This is a genomic window from Candidatus Bathyarchaeota archaeon, assembly GCA_026014685.1.
In the GTDB taxonomy this organism is placed as follows: domain Archaea; phylum Thermoproteota; class Bathyarchaeia; order Bathyarchaeales; family Bathycorpusculaceae; genus Bathycorpusculum.
In genome coordinates, this window is the sequence record JAOZHW010000010.1 from 12,123 (window position 1) to 37,096 (window position 24,974).

The 24,974-nt window shown below is 47.0% G+C and carries 21 protein-coding genes; 12 read left to right on the plus strand and 9 right to left on the minus strand.

Annotation, left to right across the window (positions count from 1 at the left end; translation table 11 throughout):
- Positions 1-14: 14 nt before the first annotated feature.
- The 6 genes from NWE96_08460 to NWE96_08485 all read left to right on the plus strand — a co-directional run bounded on the left by NWE96_08460 (position 15) and on the right by NWE96_08485 (position 5,674).
- Entirely contained in the window at positions 15-1,031 is a 1,017-nt protein-coding gene (locus tag NWE96_08460) for an MBL fold metallo-hydrolase (protein MCW3984013.1), read from the plus strand.
- Between the two features lie 239 nt (positions 1,032-1,270).
- Positions 1,271-2,539 carry a hydroxymethylglutaryl-CoA reductase, degradative gene (locus NWE96_08465; protein ID MCW3984014.1) on the plus strand — a complete coding sequence of 423 codons (1,269 nt, stop codon included), beginning with the start codon at positions 1,271-1,273 and terminating at the stop codon, positions 2,537-2,539.
- Between the two features lie 111 nt (positions 2,540-2,650).
- Positions 2,651-3,223, plus strand: coding sequence for an ECF transporter S component (locus NWE96_08470; GenBank protein MCW3984015.1), 573 nt, complete (start codon positions 2,651-2,653; stop codon positions 3,221-3,223).
- Entirely contained in the window at positions 3,220-4,128 is a 909-nt protein-coding gene (locus NWE96_08475) for a molybdopterin-dependent oxidoreductase (protein MCW3984016.1), read from the plus strand. Before NWE96_08470 ends, NWE96_08475 begins: the two co-directional genes overlap by 4 nt.
- Positions 4,129-4,138: 10 nt before the next feature.
- Entirely contained in the window at positions 4,139-4,645 is a 507-nt protein-coding gene (locus tag NWE96_08480) for a molybdopterin-dependent oxidoreductase (protein ID MCW3984017.1), read from the plus strand.
- Positions 4,646-4,756: 111 nt separating this feature from the next.
- Complete coding sequence (locus NWE96_08485; protein MCW3984018.1) at positions 4,757-5,674, plus strand: LysR family transcriptional regulator; 918 nt, start codon at positions 4,757-4,759, stop codon at positions 5,672-5,674.
- A gap of 348 nt (positions 5,675-6,022) precedes the next feature.
- On the opposite strand, the gene NWE96_08490 is transcribed toward NWE96_08485, so the two are convergent.
- Complete coding sequence (locus NWE96_08490; protein ID MCW3984019.1) at positions 6,023-8,776, minus strand: cation-translocating P-type ATPase; 2,754 nt, start codon at positions 8,774-8,776, stop codon at positions 6,023-6,025.
- 321 nt (positions 8,777-9,097) lie between these two features.
- Here NWE96_08490 and NWE96_08495 point away from each other — a divergent pair, with 321 nt between their 5' ends.
- Positions 9,098-11,794 carry a cation-translocating P-type ATPase gene (locus NWE96_08495; GenBank protein ID MCW3984020.1) on the plus strand — a complete coding sequence of 899 codons (2,697 nt, stop codon included), beginning with the start codon at positions 9,098-9,100 and terminating at the stop codon, positions 11,792-11,794.
- 140 nt (positions 11,795-11,934) lie between these two features.
- On the opposite strand, the gene NWE96_08500 is transcribed toward NWE96_08495, so the two are convergent.
- A complete protein-coding gene (locus NWE96_08500) occupies positions 11,935-12,483 on the minus strand; it encodes a hypothetical protein (protein MCW3984021.1) in 549 nt (182 codons plus the stop codon).
- Positions 12,484-12,589: 106 nt separating this feature from the next.
- Between NWE96_08500 and NWE96_08505 the strand changes: the two genes are divergently transcribed.
- A complete protein-coding gene (locus NWE96_08505; GenBank protein ID MCW3984022.1) occupies positions 12,590-13,291 on the plus strand; it encodes an FAD-dependent oxidoreductase in 702 nt (233 codons plus the stop codon).
- An 11-nt stretch (positions 13,292-13,302) separates the two neighbouring features.
- Here NWE96_08505 and asnS read toward each other — a convergent pair whose 3' ends face one another.
- Together asnS and NWE96_08515 are read right to left on the minus strand one after the other, a co-directional pair.
- Positions 13,303-14,586 (minus strand): asparagine--tRNA ligase, encoded by a 1,284-nt coding sequence (gene asnS / locus NWE96_08510; protein ID MCW3984023.1) that lies wholly within the window; start codon positions 14,584-14,586, stop codon positions 13,303-13,305.
- A gap of 73 nt (positions 14,587-14,659) precedes the next feature.
- On the minus strand, positions 14,660-15,922 hold the full coding sequence (locus NWE96_08515) for an MFS transporter (GenBank protein MCW3984024.1): 1,263 nt from the start codon (positions 15,920-15,922) through the stop codon (positions 14,660-14,662).
- 220 nt (positions 15,923-16,142) lie between these two features.
- On the opposite strand from NWE96_08515, the gene NWE96_08520 reads away from it, so the two are divergent.
- Positions 16,143-16,727, plus strand: coding sequence for an adenylate kinase family protein (locus NWE96_08520; GenBank protein ID MCW3984025.1), 585 nt, complete (start codon positions 16,143-16,145; stop codon positions 16,725-16,727).
- On the opposite strand, the gene NWE96_08525 is transcribed toward NWE96_08520, so the two are convergent.
- Positions 16,728-17,084, minus strand: a complete 357-nt coding sequence (locus tag NWE96_08525) for a hypothetical protein (protein MCW3984026.1) — start codon at positions 17,082-17,084, stop codon at positions 16,728-16,730.
- Positions 17,085-17,157: 73 nt separating this feature from the next.
- Here NWE96_08525 and NWE96_08530 point away from each other — a divergent pair, with 73 nt between their 5' ends.
- Positions 17,158-17,367, plus strand: a complete 210-nt coding sequence (locus tag NWE96_08530) for a DUF1922 domain-containing protein (GenBank protein MCW3984027.1) — start codon at positions 17,158-17,160, stop codon at positions 17,365-17,367.
- Here NWE96_08530 and NWE96_08535 read toward each other — a convergent pair.
- Positions 17,360-18,298 carry a TIGR00269 family protein gene (locus NWE96_08535; protein MCW3984028.1) on the minus strand — a complete coding sequence of 313 codons (939 nt, stop codon included), beginning with the start codon at positions 18,296-18,298 and terminating at the stop codon, positions 17,360-17,362. The two genes, NWE96_08530 and NWE96_08535, sit on opposite strands and share 8 nt — an antisense overlap.
- A 77-nt stretch (positions 18,299-18,375) precedes the next feature.
- Between NWE96_08535 and NWE96_08540 the strand changes: the two genes are divergently transcribed.
- Positions 18,376-19,083 (plus strand): nucleotidyltransferase domain-containing protein, encoded by a 708-nt coding sequence (locus NWE96_08540; protein ID MCW3984029.1) that lies wholly within the window; start codon positions 18,376-18,378, stop codon positions 19,081-19,083.
- Here the strand turns inward: NWE96_08540 and NWE96_08545 are convergent.
- The gene (locus NWE96_08545) at positions 19,080-19,643 is read right to left on the minus strand and encodes a TATA-box-binding protein (GenBank protein MCW3984030.1); all 564 of its coding nucleotides are present in this window, start codon (positions 19,641-19,643) and stop codon (positions 19,080-19,082) included. The genes NWE96_08540 and NWE96_08545 overlap by 4 nt on opposite strands.
- A 166-nt stretch (positions 19,644-19,809) precedes the next feature.
- Entirely contained in the window at positions 19,810-21,174 is a 1,365-nt protein-coding gene (locus tag NWE96_08550; protein MCW3984031.1) for a cation-efflux pump, read from the minus strand.
- A gap of 249 nt (positions 21,175-21,423) precedes the next feature.
- Here NWE96_08550 and NWE96_08555 point away from each other — a divergent pair, with 249 nt between their 5' ends.
- Positions 21,424-22,479, plus strand: a complete 1,056-nt coding sequence (locus tag NWE96_08555; GenBank protein ID MCW3984032.1) for a hypothetical protein — start codon at positions 21,424-21,426, stop codon at positions 22,477-22,479.
- Between the two features lie 6 nt (positions 22,480-22,485).
- On the opposite strand, the gene NWE96_08560 is transcribed toward NWE96_08555, so the two are convergent.
- Complete coding sequence (locus NWE96_08560) at positions 22,486-24,339, minus strand: copper-translocating P-type ATPase (GenBank protein ID MCW3984033.1); 1,854 nt, start codon at positions 24,337-24,339, stop codon at positions 22,486-22,488.
- Between the last annotated feature and the right edge of the window lie 635 nt (positions 24,340-24,974).

Here is a 24,974-nt window from a genome sequence, read left to right on the forward strand (position 1 = left end):
TTGAAGGCTTAACCTTGGCGGAACGGGCTCTTGTAACCAAAAACGGCGCGGTTCTCTTAGGAGACAGTGTCGCTTGCGACGCTTATGATGCCACGCGTCCGCTGCGGGTTGTTACGCATGCTCACTCTGACCATCTTTATGGTTTGCGCAAGAGCGTTAAGTGCTGCGAAAAAGTGCTCATGACCAAAGCTACCCGCGACTTAGCTGAAACACTCGATGAAAAGCTAAACCTGCACCAGAAATCCGTTCGAACCTTAGAATACGGTAAACCATTCAAGTATGGAGATGAAAAAATCACTTTGCTCAAAGCCGACCACATTTTGGGTGCATGTCAAGTGCTAGTTGAAGATGCAGGGGGAATTCGCATTGCGTGGTCGGGGGATTTTCGAATTGAAGGCACCAAAGCTGTTGACTGTGACGTTTTGGTGGTTGAAGCAACTTATGGTACCCCGAGTTGCAGGCGCAATTTTGACGTGGATGTGCGGCAACTGCTGGTTGATATGGTTGAGAAGCGCCTGCGCGGCGGCGCGGTTTACGTTTTTGGTTATCATGGCAAACTCCAAGAAGTAATGAAGCTGCTCCGTGACGCCGACGTTGCGGTGCCGTTTGTTATGCCTGAACGCGTTTTTGAAGTTACTAAGGTTTGTGAAAAACACGGCATGAACCTCGGTCCTATCTCATTATCCACCGATAAGGAAGGTCATCAACTCTTAGACGGCAACTTACCCTGCGTCGCCTTCTACCACATGAACCAACGCCAACATGTGGGGTTGCGTAACGCGCGGATATGCGTCAGCGGATGGGAATTCCAAAAGCCCTGCCGCCAAATCGGCGACCGCGAACACCTCATTGCTCTTAGCGACCACTCTGATTTTGACGGCTTAATCGAATACGTCAAGCGCACCAAAGCTAAACAAGTCATCACCGACAACTTCCGAAGCAACGGCGACGCCTTAGCCAAAGAAATCTGCAAACGCCTCGGCGTCTCCGCAGTTGCCATGCCAAGAAGCACACCCCAAACTACCCTCTAACGAATTGGGGCAGATTTGTGCTTCTTGACGTAGAAAAACAAAACAGTTGTTGTAACTACCGCTCCCAAGATAACAGCAACTTCTGTAGCTGGAAAAGGAGTTAGTGCCACGGTGAAATCGACGGTTTTTGAAGCAAAGTTACCGTACCGAACCAAATCTTCAAAACCATTGTTTATAGTTTTGATGAGTTAAAAGTTTAAAAGCTCAAAATCGAACAGAAACATGCAAAGTGAAACCGTATGTCTAAGTCATCTGTTATTTCAGGCTTCTATAAGTTGTCGCCTAAAGAGCGGCTAGCGTTAATCGCAGATTTTGCAAACTTAACCGAGGAAGAGCAGCAGCTTCTGCAGCAACCCTGCTCTCTGCCCCTTGATGTCGCAGACCACATGGTTGAAAACCTCATCGGCGTCTTCCCCGAACCCCTCGGTGTAGCCGTTAACTTTCTCATTAACGGCAAAGACTACCTCATCCCGATGGCGACCGAGGAACCAAGCGTCATCGCAGCTGCCAGTTACGCTGCAAAGATGGTTCGTGACGGCGGTGGTTTCAAGACCAGCAGCACTGACCCTGTTATGATTGGGCAAATCCAAGTTGTTAAGCTTAAAGATGCAGAGTACGCGCAGATGAAGGTACTTACTGCTAGAAATGAAATCTTGAAGAAAGCAAATGAGCAAGACCCAGTTTTGAATTCTTTCGGCGGCGGTGCTAAGGATCTTAACGCCAAAATTATTCAAACTTCTATGGGGAAAATGCTTATAGTGGAATTGTTCGTGGACTGCCGAGACGCCATGGGCGCCAACGCTGTGAATACTATGGCTGAAGCTGTTTCACCCATGATTGAGGAACTCACAGGCGGACATGTCTTCCTAAGAATTATCTCAAATTTGGCTGTGAAACGCCTCGCCAAAGCAACCTGCACCGTACCCAAAGAAGCAGTAGGCGGCGAAGCAGTCGTTGAAGGCATCGCTTACGCTTCGGCTTTCGCTGCAGCTGACCCATACCGCGCGGCAACCCACAACAAGGGCGCCATGAACGGCATAATCGCCGTCGTCTTAGCCACAGGAAACGACCACCGCGCCATCGAAGCAGGCGGCCACGCCTATGCAGCACTAAATGGTCCGTATACATCGTTTTCGAAGTGGACCAAAAACGCAAACGGCGACTTGGAGGGTTCAATCGAGTTGCCGATGGCAGTTGGCTTGATTGGCGGTGCAGTAAAAACTCATCCCATAGCGCGTATCGCCATGAAAATCCTAAACGTGAAGAGCGCCAACGAATTCGCTGAAGTCTTAGCGGCTGTTGGTTTGGCTCAGAACCTTGCTGCGCTCCGTGCACTTTCCAGTGAGGGCATTCAGCGGGGGCACATGTCTTTGCATGCCAGAAACATCGCAGTAAATGCGGGCGCTAAGGGCGAGCAGATTGAGATAGTGGCTGAGCGTATGGTTAAGGAACGCAAGGTTCGTGTGGATCGTGCTAAAGAGATTCTTGAAGAATTAACCAAGCAGTGATGCTTGGCATTTTTTTCTTTTTTTTTCTTGTCGATGTTTTATGTGTTTTGGCTGATGTTTGGGGTAATCTTTAATTTCTCGATGTTACCCATTCATAACATCGGAACGTAGATGAACCAACCAAACCCACCCCTCCGCCACAGCAACCTCAAAATCGCAACCGTCGACCTAGTCCTTATGGCGCTCTTTGCAAGTTTGGGTTTAGCTACAAAAAACGTCTTCCACCCTTTAGTAGCACTGCTAACAGGTCCACTTCGAGTACCTGCAGGCGCAGTTGCAGGAGGGTTATACATGATGTGGCCTGTGATGGCATACGGTTTGGTGCGTAAACCTGGCGCGGCAACCTTGGTGTCGCTAACGCAAGCCTTCATCAGCTTGGTAGTGCCCTTTGGCAACTTTGGGGTATTATCCTTTGTCATCTACCTCTTACCAGGCGTGGCTATCGACACGTTTTTCTTCCTATTGAAACACAAAGCCTGCTGTTTACCCTGCTGTATGGGTGCCTGCGCCATCGCAAACGTTGTTGGAACCACCCTTATTGGAGCACTGGTGCTTTTTTTGCCAACTGTTGTGTTGGCGTTTTTGGCAATTATAGCGGCAATCAGCGGTTCTATAGGCGGATTCATCGCTAACATGCTTCTCGTTAGAATAAGCAAAGTCTATGCTGGAGGGAAAAACAGTTGAAAAACCAAAAAATTGTTGTTTTAGCAATTTTGGCGATGACCCTCCTCTTTGGTGTATCAATCTATTATTTAAAAGAGAATTCTGTGCTGTCTCCAACGTTACCCACTGGAACACCTCCAAATGCGGAACTGAAAATTACAGGCGACGTAGAAACAGAAAAAACACTGACCATTACCGACTTAAAACAGATGCCACTTACAATGGTTACCCAAACCAGCAGTGGAGAAACCGCAAACTACGTTGGAATCTCGGTAACTGAATTGTTGAAAAATGTCGGGGCAGAGTGGGATGTAGGGCTTGTTAGTTTTCGCTCTAAAGACGTAACTAAATGCACAATCGACATCTATCAAGCTTACAATAGCACCCTCTTTAGTGGAAGTGAGTTCATCTTGGCGTTTGCGAAAAATGGGCAATGGTTAAATGGCGAAACTCAAGGACCCTTTGTTCTTGTAGCGCCAGGTTTAGAGCGCAACATTGTTTTTGGGATATCAGAAATGAATTTACAGCCGTGGATTATCGTGGTAAACGGTGCCGTTGATCATCAACTTATCATAACAGGAAAAGACATCGAAGACTACGAAATCAAAACCGTGCAAGCAACCTATGCGCCGCCTGATGGCCCGCAGCGGGTTTCTAACTGGACGGGAGTTACGCTTTCAAGCATTCTACAGACAAGTGGAGTTTCCTCAGAAGCAAACAAAGTTACCATATCCGCGATGGATGGTTACAGCAAAGAATTTTCACTACAAGAGACGCAAAGTTTAGGTTTGCTGATTGGTTACCAAGAAAACGGTGTAGCTCTATCTAAGGTTGATAGTCAACCGTTTCGGTTAATTGTGCCCTCTGAAGAGTTTAAGTGGGCGCAGTTTTGGGTTAAATGGGTTTCAGAAATAAAAGTAAGCTGACGGATGAAAGATGAAAAAAAGCAACAAATTTGCTCTAATAGTTTTCTTTGCTCTCATCGTAGCTGCCATTCCGCTCTATTACCTTGCGCTCCCCGATGCGTCACAGCCAGAGGAAACTCTACTTATTAAAGGAAAAGTAAACTGCCCTACAAACGTTACTTTCACTGAACTGGAATCATTTCAAGCAGTTACGTTGCACGTAACTTTGACATCTAGCAGTCGCCTCAAAGACAACGGAGACTTCAACTACACAGGCGTGCGCCTAAACGATCTCCTAAACTTAGTGGAACCATACGAGAACGCAACCTCAATCTACATTCAAGCCTCTGACGGATACGGAACAACGCTGAGTTTACAAGAAGCAAGAGGCGAAAACGTCATCATCGCTTACCTCAAAGACGGGCAAAAACTATCTTTACTCAAAGACGGCGGCGAAGGCCCTTTAAGGTTAATTATAGGTGACGACGAGTTTGCGCAACGTTGGACACGCGGCGTTGTAGTTATTGAAGCCCGTTAAACTTGAGGAGCTTCATCCTTTTTATGGTTTTTTCAAATCGAAACTATTCAAAAATCGAATAGAATATAAACACAAACACAACTGTGTATTTGCTAAGGAGAAAAGAAGTGCATGGAGAACATACGCATCGATTACCTAAATACCTTTTTAACCGTCGATAAACTGCATAGTTTCTCTTTGGCGGCAAAAGAACTCAAAACCAGCCAAGGAACAGTAAGCCACCATATAGCGGCATTGGAAACTTTTTTTGATGCCGAACTCTTCAAGCGAACAGCACACGGCGTCGAAGTCACCGATGCAGGAGCTATCCTAAAAGAGGCAGCTGAACGAATCCTAAAAGAAACACAAACCGCTAAAGCAAACATATCCAGCGCAAAAACTGTGCTTTCAGGAACCATAAAAATCTCGGCGGCAAGCGTACTTGAAAAACAAATTATCCCAATTTTGATTGCTGAATTCCAAGATAAACACCCAGAAGTTAAGTTTAAGATAAAAGCTCAAGACAGCTTAACCAGCTTTGCCAGTTTACAGTCAAACGATGCAGATTTTGCCGCCTTAAACTCAATCGATGCGCTCGGAGAAAAATACGAATGCCTCCAAATAGGCGAGGAACAGTTGGTTTTCATCACTGCACCCAACACAAAATTAGCTGCAAACAAATCAATAAAACTCTCTGAAATCGTGACTTACCCCTTCATTAACCGTGATGTAACCTCTGGAACAAGACTTGAAATCGAAAAACTACTCAAAGACAACAAAATAAACCCCGATACACTTAAAACAAAACTAGAGTTAGGCAGCACCTGCTCAGTCATAACCGCTGTTTCAGAAGGCAAAGGAGTAAGCATAATCCCCTCTGGTGACGCAGCCAAAGCCGAGAAAGCAGGATTAATCAAAGCAATCCCAATCGTTGAAGCAAAAAAACCCTACAAACTCTACCTCGTAAGACCCAAAAAAGCCATGTTAAAACCAGCAGAAGCGTTTTGGGAATTCTGTAAACAATACAAATTCAACAAAAGCAACCCCTAAACGGTTACACAGGCTGAATTCAGCGACAGACTACCCACAACTTCTTTCTTATTATCACTGGTCTAAACCCGTTAAGCCACAGGGTATTAATGGCGCAAAAGAAGCCTTATCCGTAACGCGGGGGCACGCGACGTCTCAGCGTCTACCTCCCCTCCCTTATATAAAGAACAAAATGTTGTCCCTATAATGCGGTTGTGGATGACGGGGGTTTGAGCGTTAGGGGGTTTAGTCACCTGAAGGCAGGTAGGGACGCCTTTGGAGGAAGAAAAAACTTTCTGTACTGTAAAAAAAGGTCGTTTAAAAAATAAAAAGAAAGCTTTTACGGCTTAAACCGTTTCAACGCGTACCTCATTTTTTGCGTCTGCTTGTAACGTATTTACCCACTTCAAGCGTTGTAAAGACTATCGCAGCGTATAGAGCTGCAACTGCCCAGTCGATTAGTTCTGGCGTGTGTACATCGAATAATTCTTGGACACCTGGGGTGTAGAGGACTACAAGCTGCAAGGCAAACGATGAGAGGACTGCAAGCCAGAGGAACTTGTTTTTGAATGCGCCGACTTTGAAAATTGGGTACTTGAAAGAACGCGCTGAGATGGCTATGGTTAATTCTATGACGACCATTGCAGTGAAGAGTTGTGTTCGAGCTTCCAGCAACGCAAACTCGCTTGTCCAGGGCAAATGCGAGAAGTATGCCCCTAGCAGTAGGATCGTAGTGAATATTGGTACAAAGACCAAGTACGTTTTGACGTCTCTTGTAAAGACGCTCTCGGTGGTCTTGCGGGGCTTTCTGTCCATCAAATCAGGGTCACCTGGGTCAACACCTAACGCTATAGCGGGCAAACCATCAGTGACAAGGTTGATCCAGAGGATTTGCACGGCAGTTAGAGCTATGGCTGAGCTGCCTATCAGTTCCATGCTTGAGCCGGGGGATAGCCAGCGGGCGATGTAGGGGACACTGACGACGGCGATGAACATTACCAAGATTTCCATGATGTTGCATTGGAGCAGGTATGTGAGGTATTTTTTGATGTTGTCATAGATTTCTCTGCCTTCGCGCACCGCTTTAACGATGCTTGCGAAGTTGTCGTCTGCTAATACCATGTCTGCGGCTTCTTTGCTGACTTCTGTGCCGGATATGCCCATAGCTATGCCTATGTCACTCATTTTGAGTGCTGGTGCGTCGTTAACTCCGTCGCCGGTCATTGCTACGACTTGGTCTTTCTTCTTCCAGGCTTTGACGATGCGGGATTTGTGTTCGGGAGCTACGCGAGCGTATACTACGACTTTTTCAACTACAGCTTCAAGCTGTTCGTCGGTCATTTTTTCAAGGTCATCGCCGGTAAGCACCTGTCCCTCTTCGACGGTTTCGCCGAGCAATGTGAGTTCTTTTGCGACGGCTGTGGCGGTGAGTTTGTGGTCACCTGTAATCATGATGGGACGTATGCCTGCTTTTCGGCAAATCTTTATGGCTTCTTTAACTTCTGAGCGGGGCGGATCAATCATCCCTGCTATGCCGACGAAGACAAAGTCATGCTCGATTTCTTCACTGAAATCCTTAGCACTTGCGGGGAGTTCTTTGTAGGCAAATCCAAGGTTTCTGAGCGCTTGCTGCGCCATGGTTTCGGTCATTTTGTGATGTTTCTCGATGACTTCTTTAGTTAGGGTTTGAACTTTACCGTTGAGCAATATTTTGCTACATTTTCCCAAAACGATTTCGGGCGCGCCTTTCATGTAAGCAAAGTATTTGCCGTCGGCTTGGTGTATGGTGGTCATACGCTTGCGCTCAGACGAGAAGGGTATCTCAGCGATGCGTTTTTCGCTTCGGTCAAGTGTTTCTTTTTTGATGCCTGCTTTCTCAGCGGCTACGACTAGTGCGCCTTCTGTTGGGTCGCCCTTTACAACCCACTTCCCAGATTTAGCATCCATCTCCAAACCAGAATCATTGCATAAGACTGCAACTTTGAGTAGCTGCTCTAATTCTTCGTCTGGTTTTATTTCTTTGTCATCATCTAGGAAGAAGTGGCCTTCTGGGGAGTAACCTATACCTGTGACTTTTATTGATTTGTCGTTGCCGTAGATGCGTTGTACGGTCATTTCGCCTTTGGTTAGTGTGCCTGTTTTGTCACTGCAAATAACACTGGTGCATCCGAGCGTTTCTACGGCTGGGAGACGTTTGACTATGGCGTTTACTTTGACCATACGGTACATGCCGATAGCGAGTGCGCCTGTAATGATTGCGGGTAGAGCTTCGGGAACTGCTGCGACAGCAAGACTGATTGCCCACAGCACCATTTCAATGATATCGCGCCCTTCAACAACGATGCCGACTACACCTACACTTATGGCGATGACGACTGCTAAGAGACCGATCCATTTACCCACCGCAGCCATGCGTTTCTCGAGGGGGGTTTCGTCTTCTGGTGCCGACTGTACCATCGCGGCGATTTTGCCGAACTCAGTTGTCATGCCTGTGTTAGTGACTATGGCTTTGCCTCTGCCGTAAACTACAACTGTTCCAGAAAAGACCATGTTATCGCGGTCATTAAGTTGCGTATCCTCGGGCAAAGTTACAGTTGATTTCTCAGCGGGTGCAGATTCACCAGTCAGAGGCGCTTCATCGGTTTTGATGGTGAAGGATTCGATTAATCTGGCATCAGCAGGGACTTTGTCGCCGGTGTAGAGAATAATGATGTCTCCCGGGACAAGCTCCGAGGCGGGAACTCGGGTTTCTTTGCCATCGCGGATAACATTCGCTGTAGGTGCAGCCATCTTTTTAAGGGCGTCAACGGCTTTTTCGCTGCGGAACTCCTGTGTGAACCCCAAGACTGCGCTGGCTATAACTATGGCTAAGATGATTAGGGCGTCTGCTACTTCGCCTACTGCGATGGAGAGGCCGATAGCGATTAGAAGGATAACCATGAGGACGTTTGTGAATTGACCTATGAAGAGTTTGAGTGGAGATTTGCCTTTTTCTTTGGTCAACTCGTTGGGTCCATATTGTGTTAGTCGCTGTTTTGCGTCTTGTGTGGTTAAGCCATTGTTGGTTACTTTTAGTTCGTTCATTATGTTTTCAACGTTTTGGCTGTGCCAATTTTTGGTCACTTCGTTCCCTCGCTTCTCAGAATAGTTGAAACATTAGGTATATAGGTGTTGAGGTTTATTCGGCACAGCTTAACAATTTAACATGTATTTTAGTGATTAATGTACAAACGACCAGTAAAACTGGGATAAACTGAACTAACCGCATAGTATGCTACGATACTAGCTTTATCAATCTACAATTTTCTAACTAACAGTTGTTAGAGCTAAAGGAATATTAATCTATTTTTTCTTAAGCAATTTTAGTAAATCTCAATCATTAAAAAATTGTTTTTCTATCAGTACATTATTATTGAAGAATTCAAATCCAAAACTGGATACTTTATGAGCACAGAGGAATCTTGGCACTCTTTAGATGCAGACGAGACATTAAGCAAGTTATCTTCAAATAACAAAGGATTAACTTCAGCAGATGCAGCGGAAAGGCAACGCAAATACGGCTTAAACCAACTAGTTGCAGCCCAAAAAAGTTCACCCATAAAAATTTTCTTAGCTCAATTCAAAAGCATCTTGATTCTGATTCTTTTAGCCGCTGCCTTGATTTCTTTTGCAACAGGCCATCAATTTGATGCGATAATCATACTAATTATCGTGGTTCTTTCCTCTGTGCTAGGTTTCGTTCAAGAATACAGAGCGGAAAAAGCGCTTGAAGCATTAACAAAAATGTTGGTTCCAACCGCGCTTGTGCTCCGGGATGGCAGAGAAATTCAAGTGCCCGCAAAAGACATCGTGCCAGGCGACATACTCATACTCCGAGAAGGCGATAAGGTCGCTGCTGATGCACGGCTTATTGAAGTTAACAACTTGCACGTCAACGAAGCGCCGTTAACGGGTGAATCTATCCCTGTTGAGAAAGATTTACAAAAAGCTCCAAAAAACGCCGCTATTTTAGATAAAAAATGCATGGTTTTCTCTGGAACAGAAGTCACCTGTGGAAAAGCCAAAGCTGTAGTCGTCGCCGTTGGAATGAAAACAGAATTCGGAAAGATAGCCGGTCAAGTCAGCATCGTGGAAAAGAAGGAAACACCACTGGAGAAGAGAACCAAAGAAATCGGGAAATGGCTTGGTGCAGCCGCGTTAGGTGTGAGTGTAACTGTTATAATTTTGGGTATCTTGCGGGGGCTAGATATTCTTGAAATGTTCCTCTTTGGCATAGCCTTAGCAGTTGCTGCGGTTCCCGAAGCACTGCCTGCCATTGTAACGGGAAGCTTAGCAATCGGCATGTACAAAATGGCGAAGAGAAATGCATTAGTTAGAAAAATGCCTGCTGTCGAAACTTTAGGTTCAACTACGGTTATTTGTTCAGATAAAACTGGTACATTGACTAAAGGCGAAATGACGGTCCGCAAGATTTGGACGGCAGATAAGTTATTAGAGGTCTCTGGAGTAGGTTATTCGCCACAAGGCAAATTGGAAACAAACGACCCTGAGATATTGAAGAGCCAATCTTTTTCGCTTCTGATGAAAGCTTCTGTTTTATGTAACGACGCCGACATTGTTTCCGATGGAGACAAATGGATTGTTAAAGGCGATCCAACCGAAGGCGCACTGGTAGTTGCTGCACTTAAAGCTGGAATCAAAAAAGAGGAATTACGCAATGACTATCCGCGTGTAGACGAGTACCCGTTCTCTTCAGATCGCAAACGCATGACCACTATACATAGTCTAAGGGTAAAAGCAGATGACAAAAACTTGATCTTCATGAAGGGTGCCCCCGAAATAATCCTTAGGCACTGCACCCATCTTTCTACAGAAGGCAAACCCGAAAAACTCACTGAACAAAGACGAAAACAGGTTCTCGGCGTGAACGAGGAAATGGCAAGCGATGGCTTGAGAGTTTTAGGTGTAGCTTATAAAGAAGTGTCGGGCGACGGCACAAGCTACAAAGAAGAAGACGCTGAAAGTGAACTTTCCTTCTTAGGTTTGGTGGGCATGATGGATCCACCACGGAAGGAAGCTATGGAGGCCGTGAGACTTTGCCGGCAAATCAACATTAAACCTGTAATGATAACAGGTGACCACAAGCTAACTGCGTTGGCTGTCGCTAAAGAGATAGGCATATTCAAGGAAGGAGATGAAGTCCTCACTGGTGAAGATCTAGAACAGCTCTCTCAAGAGGAATTTGAAGCCAAAGTTCGCAACGTGTCCGTGTATGCTCGTGTTTCACCGCTTCATAAACTCAAGATCGTGGATGCGTGGAAGAAGAAGGGCGAAGTCGTAGCGATGACTGGCGATGGAGTAAACGACGCACCAGCACTCAAAAAGGCAGACATCGGCGTCGCCATGGGAATCACTGGAACCGAAGTCACCAAAGAATCCGCCGATTTGGTTCTAGCAGACGATAACTTCGCAACCATAGTCAACGCTGTGGAACTGGGTCGCTGGACATACGATAACATAAAGAAGTACCTCACTTATCTGCTGCAAGCAAATCTGGTTGAAATCGTGATTCTTTCCTTTGCGGTTTTGGCTGGTTTTCCACTGCCCCTTCTGCCAGTTCACATTCTCTACGTTAACCTTGCCACAGACGGGTTGCCTGCTATTGCGTTGGGTTTGAGCCCTGCGGAACCCGACGTTATGAAGAGACCGCCTAGAAACCCAAAAGAATCCATATTCACAAAAGACGTTAAAGCATTCTTAATCCGCGCTCTACTCATTGAAACACCGCTACTGCTAGGTGTCTTCATCAGTTCACTTCCACTGGGAATTGAAGTAGCTCAAACTCGATTGTTCCTGCTCTTAATTGCCTTCGAGCTGATCTTAGCGATATGCTGTCGCTCGCTGAAATACCCCGTCTTCAAAGCAAGACCACACAAACTTCTAGTTGCAACGATCCTTTGGGAAATCGGCTTAATCGCTCTCATAATTAACGTGCCGTTCCTCAGAGATGTCTTCAAACTTGCTCCAATAGGACTATACGAAATAGGTCTCATTGTTGGATTGTCCGCGCTGGTCTTTGGAACCATAGAGTTAACCAAGTGGCTAATGCACCGTCGAGACGACAAACAGGCACAAGCCTAAACTCCGAGAATCCCCCTTTTCATTCCATATTTCTTTAAGAATACCCATTCAGAAGCCCTAACAAGGCGGTAGCGGAAAATGAAACCTTGACTGATACCTCAGTAAAGGATACAAAAAACTCGCATTGAGCAATCATTCAATTACTCAACGGAAAGTTCAGTATGTCTCCGTCGGTAATCTTTACTATGCACATACAGCGAGACGGCACCGACAGCCAACACAATCCAACTCAAAACATAGAGCCCCCAAGCGAAGACAGGCCCAAAACTCATTATCTGCTTCTGCCATTGCCAAGGCAAATCAACCACGTTCTGAAGAGGCCACGCCCCCACAATTTGGTAACCAAACCCAAACGCAGTCAGAACAATGGCGATGTGCTTATCCACCGCTGAACCTGCGCGAAGTGCACGGACACTGATGACGCAGAGCATTGTTGCTCCGATGATTAAGGCGGGCAGGCTTGTGACGAAAAAAAGGGGCGCAATGTAGCTGCGAGGGATGAGAGCTTGAACTGCGGCGGCGGGGGCATCGAAGGTGTCTTTGCCCCAATCTGAAAGTGACCAACCGCCCATGATGACCACCGCAAGGTAGAATACACCATAGGAAGCTAAAAACAGTCCAAGCGAAACCTCGTGGCGTTTAACGTAATCTGTTATTCTCCACTTGAGGGGGGCTCGGTATTGTGTCATTGGATTATTCTACGCTGACTACGCCATATATTCTTTTCAAAGATTAGCCTAAACAAAAAGTACTAATGCGGTTGTGGCACACTAGAACCTGTTTTAGGTGCTTATCTTGAAGTACGAAACCACATTCCAAACCATCATCCCGCGCACCCCAAGCATAACTAGCTTCAGGTTTCCCCGCCCAGCAGAACTTAACTATAAAGCTGGACAATACTTCTTTGTCACGCTACGTCATCAAGGCAAAGAGTTAACACATCACTTCAGCTACAGTAGCAGCCCTACCGAAAAAAACCACATAGAATTCACCAAACGCTTAAGCGACAGCCCCTATTCAGATGCGCTCAGAGCCGCAAAAGCTGGGGATTGGGTGCGAATTGATGGGCCATACGGGAAATTCACGTTTGACGGCGAGCACCCCAAAATCGCGATGCTAGCTGGCGGCATAGGCGTAACACCGTTTATCAGCATATGCAAGAACGCCACCGACAAAGCATTAGATAGCCGAATTGTGTTGTTTTTTGCTTGCCGATCACCAAGCGACATACCGTTCCGTGTGGAATTTGAGGAACTTGTACGCAAAAACAGGAACCTAAAAGTTGTTTTCACTGTAAGTGACGCCACGCCAGATTGGACTGGCTTAACAGGAAACATAGACGCAGAAATGGTGAAAAAACAGCTCCCCGACTACGCCGACTACGTTTTCTACGCCTGTGGTCCGCCGCCTATGGTTAAAGCCATGCAGGTGCTAGCGGAGAATCTGGGCTTAGACAAAGACAGGTTGAAAATCGAGTTCTTTACGGGTTACACCTAAAAATAAAAAGGTTAGGGGTAGAACCTGCGGGTCGTTCTTGGGAACGGAATGGCGTCGATGATGTTTTCCAAATCAAGCATCCAAACCAGCAACCGCTCCAAACCCATGCCAAAACCAACATGTGGCACAGTTCCATAGCGCCTCAGATCAAGATACCACTCGTAATCCTCAGGCTTCAAACCCTGCTCCTTCATACGCTGAATCAGCAAGTCTTTGTTGTCTTCTCTTGCGCCGCCCGTGCTGATTTCGCCTATGCGCGGTACCATCATGTCCACGGACATGGCGACTTCGGGGTGGTCTTTGTAGGTTTTGCAGTAGAAAGCTTTGATGGCTGTGGGGTAATCGTAGACGAAGAAGGGTTTGCCGAAGTCTTCAGCTAGGACTTTTTCGTCTTCGTAGCCCAAATCCGAGCCCCAGTCCAAAGCAGGGTTTTTGGGTTTGAGACGTTCGATAGCTTCTTTGTAGGTGATTCTTGGGAATGGGGTTTTAACGGCTTTGACTTTTTCGATGTCTGCGCCTAATTCTTTGAACTCTTTTTCACATTTTGCCGCGACGGTTTGGCAGATGTGAGTCATTAAGCCTTCCTCGAAAGTCATGAGGTCGTTCATGTCTGCAAACGCCCACTCACCCTCCATATGCCAGTACTCAGTGAGGTGACGTATTGTTCGGCTTTTTTCTGCACGGAACGAAGGCGCAATACAGTAAACATTCTCTAGCGAATACATCAAAATCTCCAAATAAAGCTGGCTGCTCTGGGTGAGGTAGAGTTCCTGCTCAAAGTATTTCAGGCCGAAAAGCGTTGAGCCGCCTTCCACCGCTGCTGAGATGAACATGGGTGGTGAAACTTCGGTGTAGTTTTGTTTTTTGAAGTATTCGCGTGCTGCTTCGAGGACTTCAGCGCGGACTTTCATGACGAGGTTCATTTTTCTGCTTCGGAGCCAGAGGTGGCGCATGTCACGGATGAATTCCTCGCTTTTATCTTTGGATATGGGGAAGTTTTCAGCTAAGCCAACTATTTCGATTGTTTCTGCGCCGATTTCAAATCCGCCGGGTGCGCGTGTGTCTTCTCGGGCGGTTCCTGTCAGAACAAGTGAGGATTCGATTGTGAGTTTTTGGGCGTCGTTCCAGCAGGAGCTGTCTTTTTTAATCGTTGACTGGATGACTCCTGTGGAGTCTCTGATTACTAGGAATATGAGTGCTTTTCCTTCACGTTTGCGGTACACCCAGCCGCGAACGGTGACTTTTTGTTCTGTGCATTTGCCTTCTAGGATTTGGCTTATCTTCACTATTGCCATCGTGCATCAACTGTTGCAGACTATACTTCTCTTCAACCCTAAATGCCTATCTATAGATTTTTCGGTGCAGTCGTTATGCTTCTCTGACTTTTGGTTCATGAACACGCCAATAAACAAAAACCGAAAGCGGAATCATAGCCGAAGCAAACAAGATAAAAGGCAACTGCGGCGAGACATTAACATAGATTTGTCCTATAATGATGTACAGGATGGCTTGGAATATGAACATAAAGAAGTTCAAGCAGCCCGTAACTGTGCCGCGAAGGGTGCGTGGAACAAGGTCACCCATAAGCACTTGGTAGCTGTTGAGTTGAAGGATGTTGCCTAAGCCGAAGAAGAAAAACGACAACAACAGCATGTTAAAGTCGGCGTTTATGAATAGCAACATGCCTGGTACATAGAGCAGGTACCCCAGTATAAGGAAGCGTTTTCGTCCAAACGTATCCATGCTGAACCCTGCGATTATGGCGGGTATGGCGATGGTTAAGTACCTAAACGCTGTGACAAGCGCCCACTGCTCCAAAGACACATCAAGCACCTTGGTGGCGTAAACCACAAAATAGGTTTGACAGCTCACAACGAACCCATTTGCAACGATTATTGCGATGAAAAGGTTGAAGGCGGATTTTGGAACCTTGGTCCACACTCGGATGCTTTCTTTTACCGCAGTGGGATAACTCCGCAGGGCGCCGACGAAGCTGATTTTTTTGTCTTCACCGTTCGGCGGCAATGTTTCGGTGAGCTTCAACCGCAAAATGGCGATGGTAAAATATGCAATAGAAGTGAGTGAGTAGGCGATACGCATACCCAAATCAAACTCGAACGTAACCACAAGATACTGAGCAATGATTGGTGCAGGCAACAGAACAAGCGAACTCACAACAGATTGAAAGCTGAAACCTGCCCCGCGATTCTCCGCAGGCAACGAATCAATAACCATAGCCATCAAGGCGGGTCCATAAATCGAGCACACGTTCTGCACAAGCAAGCCAATCAAAATAAAGGGCCACGAGGGAGCAAAGACAAAGAATAAGCTGCCGATGGCGATGCCAAAAGTCATTGTGACGATGAGTCGCCGTCTGCCATGTTTATCCGCCAGATATCCACCTGGAAACTGCACCAACGCAACAGCGATGGAGCCCGCGAAGCCCATGATGGAGAGCAGCAGTTCGTTGGCACCGAGGTGAAGGTAGAAGAGGCTGGCGTAGGTGTCGGGGATCGGCTGGGCGGTGAACATGATTATCCAGCTGATTGTTATCAGTAGGAAGTTGCCTCTGAGGACAGCTTGGTCCCCGCGGAAAAGCCCCGAGAAACGCATCTTAAAAATAGAAGTCAACGTGGAATTATATAAGCTAAGAGCGGATGCGGTGTTTTTTTTTTGCTCGGTTTGCGGTGACGATGTCTAAATTGTGGTTAATCTCAGCGAATATTTTTTGTTTCTCTTATAATTTGGGCGTATGAACAGGGTTGATGCTAATACCTTCCAGAGCTTGGACAAAAAGTGGGACTTTGTAGAATGAAAACCAATAATTAGTTCTGATGCACTGGTGTTTGTTATGACGCGTGTTGTTCTCATAACGGGCACACCTTGTGTCGGTAAAACAACAACTGCAAAAGCTTTAGCCGCCAAACTCAACGCCGAATATATCAACCTCACAGACTTCGCCAAAAAACACGGCCTTACACTCGGCGAAGACCAAGAACGATGCACAGTTATTGTAGATGAACAAAAAATGCAGCAAAAACTCGGCGAAACCATCGACGCCTCAGAGAACCCAAACATAGTCATCGACGGTCACTTCGCAAGCGCAGTAACCCCCACCCAGCATGTAGCTCAAGTGTTTGTGCTCCGTAGACACCCAAAAGAACTCAAAGCATTCATGGAAAAAGCAGGCTACAGAGACAGCAAGATGTGGGAGAACCTACAAGCTGAAATCATCGATGTCTGCCTCGGCGAAGCCGTGGAAGTGCATGCAGGCAGGGTTTGTGAGTTGGATGTTACGGGCAAGTCAGTCGAGGAAGTTGTGGAGGACATCTTGGCGGTGTTGGAGAAACGTAAAACCTGCTTTGTCGGCGGAGTGGACTGGATGGGTGTTTTAGAACGTGAAGGTATCCTTGACGAATACCTAAAACCAACGTAATTACCGGAAGCTACCGATTTTCTGCTTAGTCAGAAGTGAGATTTTGCGGCGGTTACTGTAGGACTTAGCATGGTCGCTAAACTTTTCCCCAATCATGATCGGAGCACCTAACTCTACGTCGTCCGATGCCGTGTCGAGGTTGATTATGACGTTTACGCCGATAGTGCGGTTCCAATCGCGGACCCAAACACCCTGTTCTTGGCGCCCCTTCTGGACTATCAGGTCGAAGTGGCGCATAACTCCGCTATGGCCTTCCATCATCACGTTTTCGCCGTTGATTTTGTAGCCTTCTTTTTTGAAGTACTTTATGGCCATATCCATCAAATGCGACCTCGGCTTGGACTCCTCTGTGCTCATGGTTGCTCCCTAATCCCTCTACCAACACTCTTATCTGTCTGTGTATGGAAAAGCCTTTCGGAAGCAACCATCAATGGCCCCAACCCTAATCGTAAAATGCACCCAATGCGGCGGCTACATGCTCTCAGCCAAAGACCAAAAAACCAAACATTGCCCATACTGCGGTGCCAACGTTAACCTCCAAAAAGCCCAACGGGTTGCAGCAGCAAACACCGCTTTTGAGGCGTCGGAGATACTAAGGAAACTGAAAAGTGAACGCGGCTTCGACCGCAAACCTAACTGATTTGGTGTAGCATCTCGCAGGTTTTGCACAAATCCAACGCCGAGGGTTCACCGCATTCTTTGCAGGTTTTGAAGTTCTCTTTTTTGAGGGTTTCTTCTATGGCTGGTCGCAGTTTCTCTATGGCTCTTGCGACGGTAAATTTGGTTCCTGCATGCTTCTCTTCCATGCGGTTGAGCATTCCGCGGATGTCGTTGCGCAGGGCTTCTGAAGCGTATGGACAGGGAGTGTCTTGAAAATCGATCTTTTTGACGTAAGCGTAGAGTGCACTTTCTTTCTCGGGGATTTCACAGAACGGCTTAATTTTCTGTACAAATAGCGGATGCACTTCGCTTGTAACAGGCTTCTCTTTGGCTAAACGTGCGATGTCCCCGCGAAGTATGTTCATTAAAACCGTTTGGGCTTCGTCGTCAAGTGTATGTCCAGTGGCGATTTTATCTGCTTTAACTTGCCGTGCACCAACATTCATTGCCCTTCGACGTAAAACACCGCAGTAAGCGCAAGCAGTCAACTCAGCTTGCCCTTTTTCTCTGGCTTTAGCAACAATTTCGTCAAGGCTAAACCCATACAACTCCTTGAACGAAACCACGTGATGCGGTACTTCTAGCTTTTTGCATAGATTTGTTGCGATGTCAAGTGCTTCGTCACGGTAGCCTTTGATTCCTTCGTCAACTGTAACAGCGGTCAGGGTCGTTTTTGGTCTGTATTTGCGTAGTTTTGCTAAGATGTAGAGGATCGCGAGGCTGTCTTTGCCCCCTGAAACCGCTACCGCCAAGTGATCATCGAACCGCAACATATGGTAACGGGTGATGGTTGCGCGGACTTTAGCTTCGATGGATGCGGCGAAGCATCTTCTGCAGAGGCGTTCTCCAGAGTATTTTCTAAAGTAGAATGCTTCGTTGCGTTTGCAACAGGTGCAGAGTAAGGCAGCCATCGACTTCACAGTTAACTGTTTGGGGCGTTAAGGTAAATAAACGATGTCACAGTTAACCTAAAAATGTCAGGTAAACCATGGCGACTAAACCAAAAAGAAGCGGCGAATACAAAGAAGTCACCTACAGCACTACACATTGGACTCAACTCAGGGCTCTACGAGAGAAAGCAAAGCCCATAATGGCTGCGCTGGAAACCGCCCATCTCCAGTCAACCATACACGGCAGCGCCGCTAGGGGCGACGTAAAAAAAAGCAGTGACATAGACATCTTCATTGCTGAGGTACAGAGCAGCTTTTTGGTGGAGACCGCCCTCGAAAAAGCCAACGTACCCATAAACACTCGCTGGATAGTGCAGGCAACACCGAACTATGCCATGAAAGCCCACATAGTAATCGACCAAACCACAACCGTGACTTTCCCGCTTATGGAAATGCGTCGCGTCGAGCGCGAGTTTTATCGTTTCGGGGGCGAAGCAAACCTTGCGCAACTGAAAGCGGATGTTCGGGTGGCTGGTGTGGATAAACGCCTCATGCTAATCGAACCCACCCTAAGTGGTCATGTTGAAAGTAGCATAATCGGCAAAGAAGAATCAACCGCGCGGTTATTGGGGGTTTCAGCTCAGACCGTGCTTGACCGAGCGCATGCACTTACCAAACGCGATACAGTTGGCAGAACAGGTGTGTTCATCAAAAAAGAACTCTCGCCAAGCGAGACTTTTGAGTTAGCTTTAAAAAAGTTGGCTGAGGCAAACCCTGCGGTTCGCCGAAGAAATAAAGGGGTTTAAGAGGGGTAGTAGATTAGTTCTTTTTCTTCGAGTAGCTGCTGGATTTTGTCGACTGCTTCGTAGACTTGTTCTTCTTTCTTTGCACCGACACAGACGAGTTTGCCTGCGCTAAAGATTAAGAAGACGACTTTGGGTTCATCCATGCGGTAGACTGCGCCTGGGAACTGTTCAGGTTCATACATGACGCGGCTGAGTTTGTAGACGAGGCTTTCAAGGTCGATTTCTCCGCCGAGTTCTGCTGAGGCAACGATGTTTTGGATGTTAACGATTGGTTTCTCGGTGATTTGGATGCCTTCGCTGCGGAGTTCTTTAACGACTTTTTCTACTGCGCTGCGGGATTCTTTTTCGGATTTAGCGCCTGTGCATACCATTTTGCCTGTGCCGAAGATGAGGGTGGCTGTTTTGGGTTTTTTAAGGCGGAAAACGAGGCCTGGGAATACGGAGGGGTTGTACTCGGTTTGTGGGAACTTTTCCACTATTTTCTGTAAGTCGATTTTCTGGTTAAGTGAAACAGAAGCGACTATGTTCTGGATGCTTATGATTGGTTTTCGTTTACTCATGTCAACTCACGAGCTTCCCTATTTAAATAACAAAGGGAGTATATAAAGCATCTATTTAAATAGGGTGGCTAAGCTCAGGTTTTTGAGGGTTTTCGTGTTCAAGTATTCAGTTTTTGAAGGTTTTTGGCGTTTTTCTTTAGGTTTTTAGCCCTTAATGTTTATTTTATCATTTAGGCTCAATATGAACAGTGACAACAGCATTGGAGAAGCGATCCTTAGTTCCCTTCTCAACAAGCGACGCCAAATGATGCGCTTGCTTTATCGGCACGTTTTTGGTGAAGCAACAATCGATGTTAATGTAACGTTTCCCCTCCGACGCATAGGTAACTACCCGATTAACCTGCAAGTCACCATTCACGCTTCTTGCTACATCTCGAACCACAACCTGTAGCTTCAACTCATCAAACTGTTCACTAGGAATAACCACACCTGCAGGTTCAACGTGCACAGTAACGTTCTCAAGCGGCTTAATCTCAGCGCGTATCCTGCGTTCAATGTTCTCCGCGATTTTATGTGCTGCCTCGACCGACAAGTCAGGATTGACATGTGCATGTAAAGTAACGTAACGTTTGCCCGCGACGTAGTTAGTTGTGATTTCATGCACTTCCCTTATGCCTTCAAGCGCCGCAAGTTTCTGGACGGCTTTTTGGACTTTTTTGTCCTGTTCAGATGGCTCAATGTGTATTGTGGCATCCACGTTTTCAAAGGAATCTTTTAGGCAGCTTTCGATTTTTGATGAAAGCGAGTGGGCTTCATCTAAACTCATAGCGCTTGGAACCTGCACTGAGGCGTCCACGAAGACTTTTGAGCCGACTTTGCGGACTTTGAGGTTTTCCACCTTAACCACGCCCATGCAGTCAAGAATGATTTTTCTTGTTTTGTTCACGAGGTCTTTTGTCGCGCTGTCGCTTAGCTCCATAACGCTGGATCTGGCTAGTTTGATACTAAGGTAGGTGAGCATTGAACCCAAGAAGATAGATGCGAAGGCGTCTGCTCCAGTGAAACCCAACAGGGCCAACCCGAAGCCTAAGAGGGCGATTATTGTTGAGCCTAAATCGGAAATTGCGTCGTAGAATCCTGCCTTCATAGACTGGCTTTCGCCATGTTGGTTTCTCTTGAAAACCGTAACTCTCAGTGAAGCCACGAAAAGTGCGTACGCGATGGCTCCGAAACCCGCAAATTCTACACCGCTTGACAGTTCTGTGCCTGCTATGAGTCTGAGTGCGGCTTCGTAGAAGATTATGCATGCAACCGCCACCAAAACGATGCCGCCTATTAATCCGCCGATAGCCTCAAACTTTTCATGCCCATAAGTGTGTTCCTCGTCTGGCGGTTTAAGTGCCGCTCGAACTGCAAAGTATAGCATCACGCTTGTTAGGGCGTCTAGAAGTGCGTGTAAACCGTCGCTTATGATTGCTAAGCTGTTTACTGCCGCGCCGATGGTCACCTCGACGATGACGACGCTAAATATGGCTACTGCAGAGATTTTTAGTGCCTTAAGCTTAGCTTGTCCTTGAAGGCCGCTTTGCATTACTATCTATCTATGCTCGATGTAAGGGCGATTTAAGAATTGTGGGGCATAAACTAGTTTGAGATGGTACTTTAGGTGAGGGCGGCTTTCGAGGGAGTTCAGTTGCTCTGGCCCACCTTAGATAACCGTTAATGGATTAAATGTTGTGAAGATGATTTGTCCCAGATGTCCTCGACGCTACGTTCAGCGATATTTTCTCTGCAGCCTCTTTTGCTGATGCTTATGGCCAAAGTTTTAGGTTAATTGTTTATGTCTCAGACGTTGGTTGGGAAGGTTTTTACTCTTCGAGCAGTAACCCCTAAACAGGAATTCAACATGGGCGCTGAGCTAAAGAAAATCAAGGTTACCCCATTGGCATCGGAGAGCTTCGGCGTCCGCTCCATGTGCACACTCGTCGAAACCCCAGATGTAGCGGTGCTTTTGGACGCAGGCATCTCGCTTTGCCCATACCGCTTTAACTTGCCTCCGCATCCCATCGAATTCCAAACCATTCAGCGCCTCCGCCAAACAATAGCCGAAGCCGCCAGCAAAGCTACAGTAACCACGATTAGTCACTATCATTTTGATCATCACACGCCCAGCTACGAGGACTGGGTCGTCAACTGGACCGATGGCACCGAGACCGCAAGGCAAATCTACCAAAACAAAACCGTACTCGCCAAAAACCCTAAAGAACACATCAACGCTAGCCAACGTCAGCGGGCGTGGATGTTCCAGAAGACAGGCGGTAAACACGCCAAAAGCGTGGATGCGGCTGATGGTAAAACTTTCAGTTTTGGCGAGACTCGGCTGATGTTTTCTGAGGCGGTGGTGCATGGTTCGGAGGATTCGATACTAGGCTGGGTCATCATGGCAGTAGTGGCGTATGGGCAGGAACGTTTTATGTTTGCTCCCGACGTGCAAGGACCCATGGCAACGCGCACGACTGAGTTGATTTTGGCTGCTAAACCCGCCGTCATCATGTTGGGTGGCCCGCCGCTCTACCTTGCAGGCTTCCGCGTTGAAGAAGCACAGCTTGAATTGGGTATACGGAACCTTGAGCGCATCGTCGCAGCAGTGCCCACGGTGGTTTTGGAGCATCATGCACTGCGCGATGAAGCGTGGCAGTTAAAACTGGAGAGGGTTTTTTTGAAAGCCCAAGCAACGGGGCATAGGGTAATGACTGCCGCTGAATACGCAGGCAAAGAAAACGTTTTCTTGGAATCTAAACGCAAACAACTCTTCAAAGAGCATCCTGTCTCAGAGGAGTTCAAACAGTGGACCAAAACACTTAGCGACAAGAAAATCACTAAACCACCCTTATAGCCCTATTTAGCGTTCTTGTCTACGCAGTGTTTGACTGTTAATCGCCACCAGAACCGTCGATAGAGACATCAAAATCGCCCCCACCGCAGGATCCACAACCACCCCTAACCCCGCGAAAACTCCCGTCGCCAGCGGAATCGCAAAGATGTTGTAGCCAGCAGCCCACCAGAGATTTTGTACCATCTTTGAGTATGTTCGCTTTGAATAGTTGATGGTTCGGGTGACGTCTTGGGGGTTGTTTTTAACGAGGATAACGTCGGCGCTCTCTATTGCGACATCAGTTCCTGTCCCGATGGCGATTCCCACGTCGGCGGTTGCCAGTGCGGGTGCGTCGTTTATGCCGTCACCCACCATCGCAACTCGGTAACCCTGATTTTTTAACTGCACGATTTTTTGAGCTTTCTGGTCAGGCAACACACCTGCAAAGAACTCGTCGATGCCCAACTCTTTAGCCACTGCTTGAGCCACTTCTTGGGAATCACCCGTTAACATGTAAACTTTTATGCCTGCAGCCTTCAAACCCTGCACTGCTCTTCGGGATTCTTCGCGGATTTTATCTGCCAATGCAAAAGCTCCCACAAGCTTACCATCTACAACGGTGTAAACAACGGTTTTACCTGCCATTTGAAGTTGAGATGTTTTCTCGTCAGTTATGGCGATGTTGAGTTCTTTCAGAAGATGCAGGCTGCCAACGTAGATGCTTTTGCCGTTGACCTCTGCTTTGGCGCCTTTACCGGGGAATGCTTGAAAGCCCTTGCTGACTGGAATGGAGATGACTTTTGTTTTGGCGTGTTCTACTATGGCTTTTGCGATTACGTGCTCGGAGTTCTGCTCTACCGCTGCCGCCATTGCCAACAACTCAGCCTCTGAAATGTAGGGTACGACGTCGGTTACACCGAATTGCCCCATCGTCAAGGTGCCCGTCTTGTCAAAAACCACAGCATCCACGGATTTGGCGTCTTCAAAGGCTTTTCGGTCCCGAATCAAAATACCCCGTTTAGCGGTCAAAGAAGTTGACAAGGCAACCACAAGCGGGATAGCCAAACCCAACGCGTGAGGACATGCAATAACAAGCACGGTTACAGACCTTGTGAGAGCAAACTGTGGGCTGGCGATTAACGCCCAAACAAAAAACGTCACGGCACCGACAGCAACTGCGACATAAAATAGAAGTGCAGCTGCGCGGTTAGCCAAATCCTGCGTCCGCGACTTGCTTTGCTGGGCTTGCCTAACCAGCTTAACTACCTGTGAAAGGTACGTTTCTTCTCCAGTACGCTCGATTCTTGTGAGCAAAACCCCGTCGCCGTTAACTGCTCCCCCGATAACCTTGTCAGTTGCTGTTTTGTGCACTGGGTTAGATTCACCTGTTAGAAGTGACTCGTTAACGTATGATTCGCCCTCAACGACTACGCCGTCGGAGGGAATTTTTTCACCCGGCTTAACCAACGCCACAGTTCCCACCCGCAAATGAGAAACAGGCATATCCATAACGTCCCCATCCATGACAACATGGGCGGTCGTAGGCATCACCCTTACAAGTTCTTCAAGAGCCCTTGACGCCCCCATTACGCTGCGGGCTTCAAGCCAATGTCCCAAAAGCATAACGTCGATTAAGGTGGCGAGTTCCCAAAAAAAGTCGTTGCCCACAGGGAAGAACACTGTTGCAGCTGAAAAAAAGAAAGCCACAGATATGGCGGTACCCACCAGAGTCATCATTCCCGGTTGGCGAGCCTTGAGTTCCTGTATTAACCCTGTTAAGAAGGGCCACCCGCCATAACCGTAGAGAACTGCTGATAAGACAAGTAGGATGTATGACTGATAAGGTACAGTCAGAGTATATTGAAACCAGAATTGAATCATTTCTGAAAGCGCCAAAACAGGAATCGTAAGGAAGAGGCAAACAAAGAGCCTATTTCTCAGGGTTTTGATGTGCATACTATGCGATGGCGTTTCATGCTTCGTTTCCTGCATATTTGTCTGGTGCGATTTCCCGTGATGCTCCATATTAAAGCAAACCTAAAAGGTGAACAAGAGCTCCATTAACAATCGAAATAACCCAAATAACAAAAAGGGGCGTCATCAATTTTTTCCACCGCACACAAACCATCTTGGAAGGCCTCTTAATTACCCATGCGACGACAAGGATTATACCTATTACTTCGGCTGTTGTCCCTAAAATAACATGTGACCACACTGTAACAGAGCCAAAAATCGAAAGTTCAAAAAGCTCTTCTGCCTCAGACGCAAAACTGGGCACCATTACAATAAAGATTAAAATTGTGTGCAAAATTAAGGCAGCTACAGTTGAGTAACCATGAAGCATAAAGGTTTTTGTGCTTTTTTGTTTTCGAAAAAGAGGCAACCCTAAAAACAAGAGGGCTACGATCAGGATTTGTAGTGACAGACTAACGTTCCCAATTAGGTCTAACTCCATAGACAAAACAAATCAGCCTCAGAGCGCTTCTTTAATCAAGCGATATCGTCTAGTGCTTAAG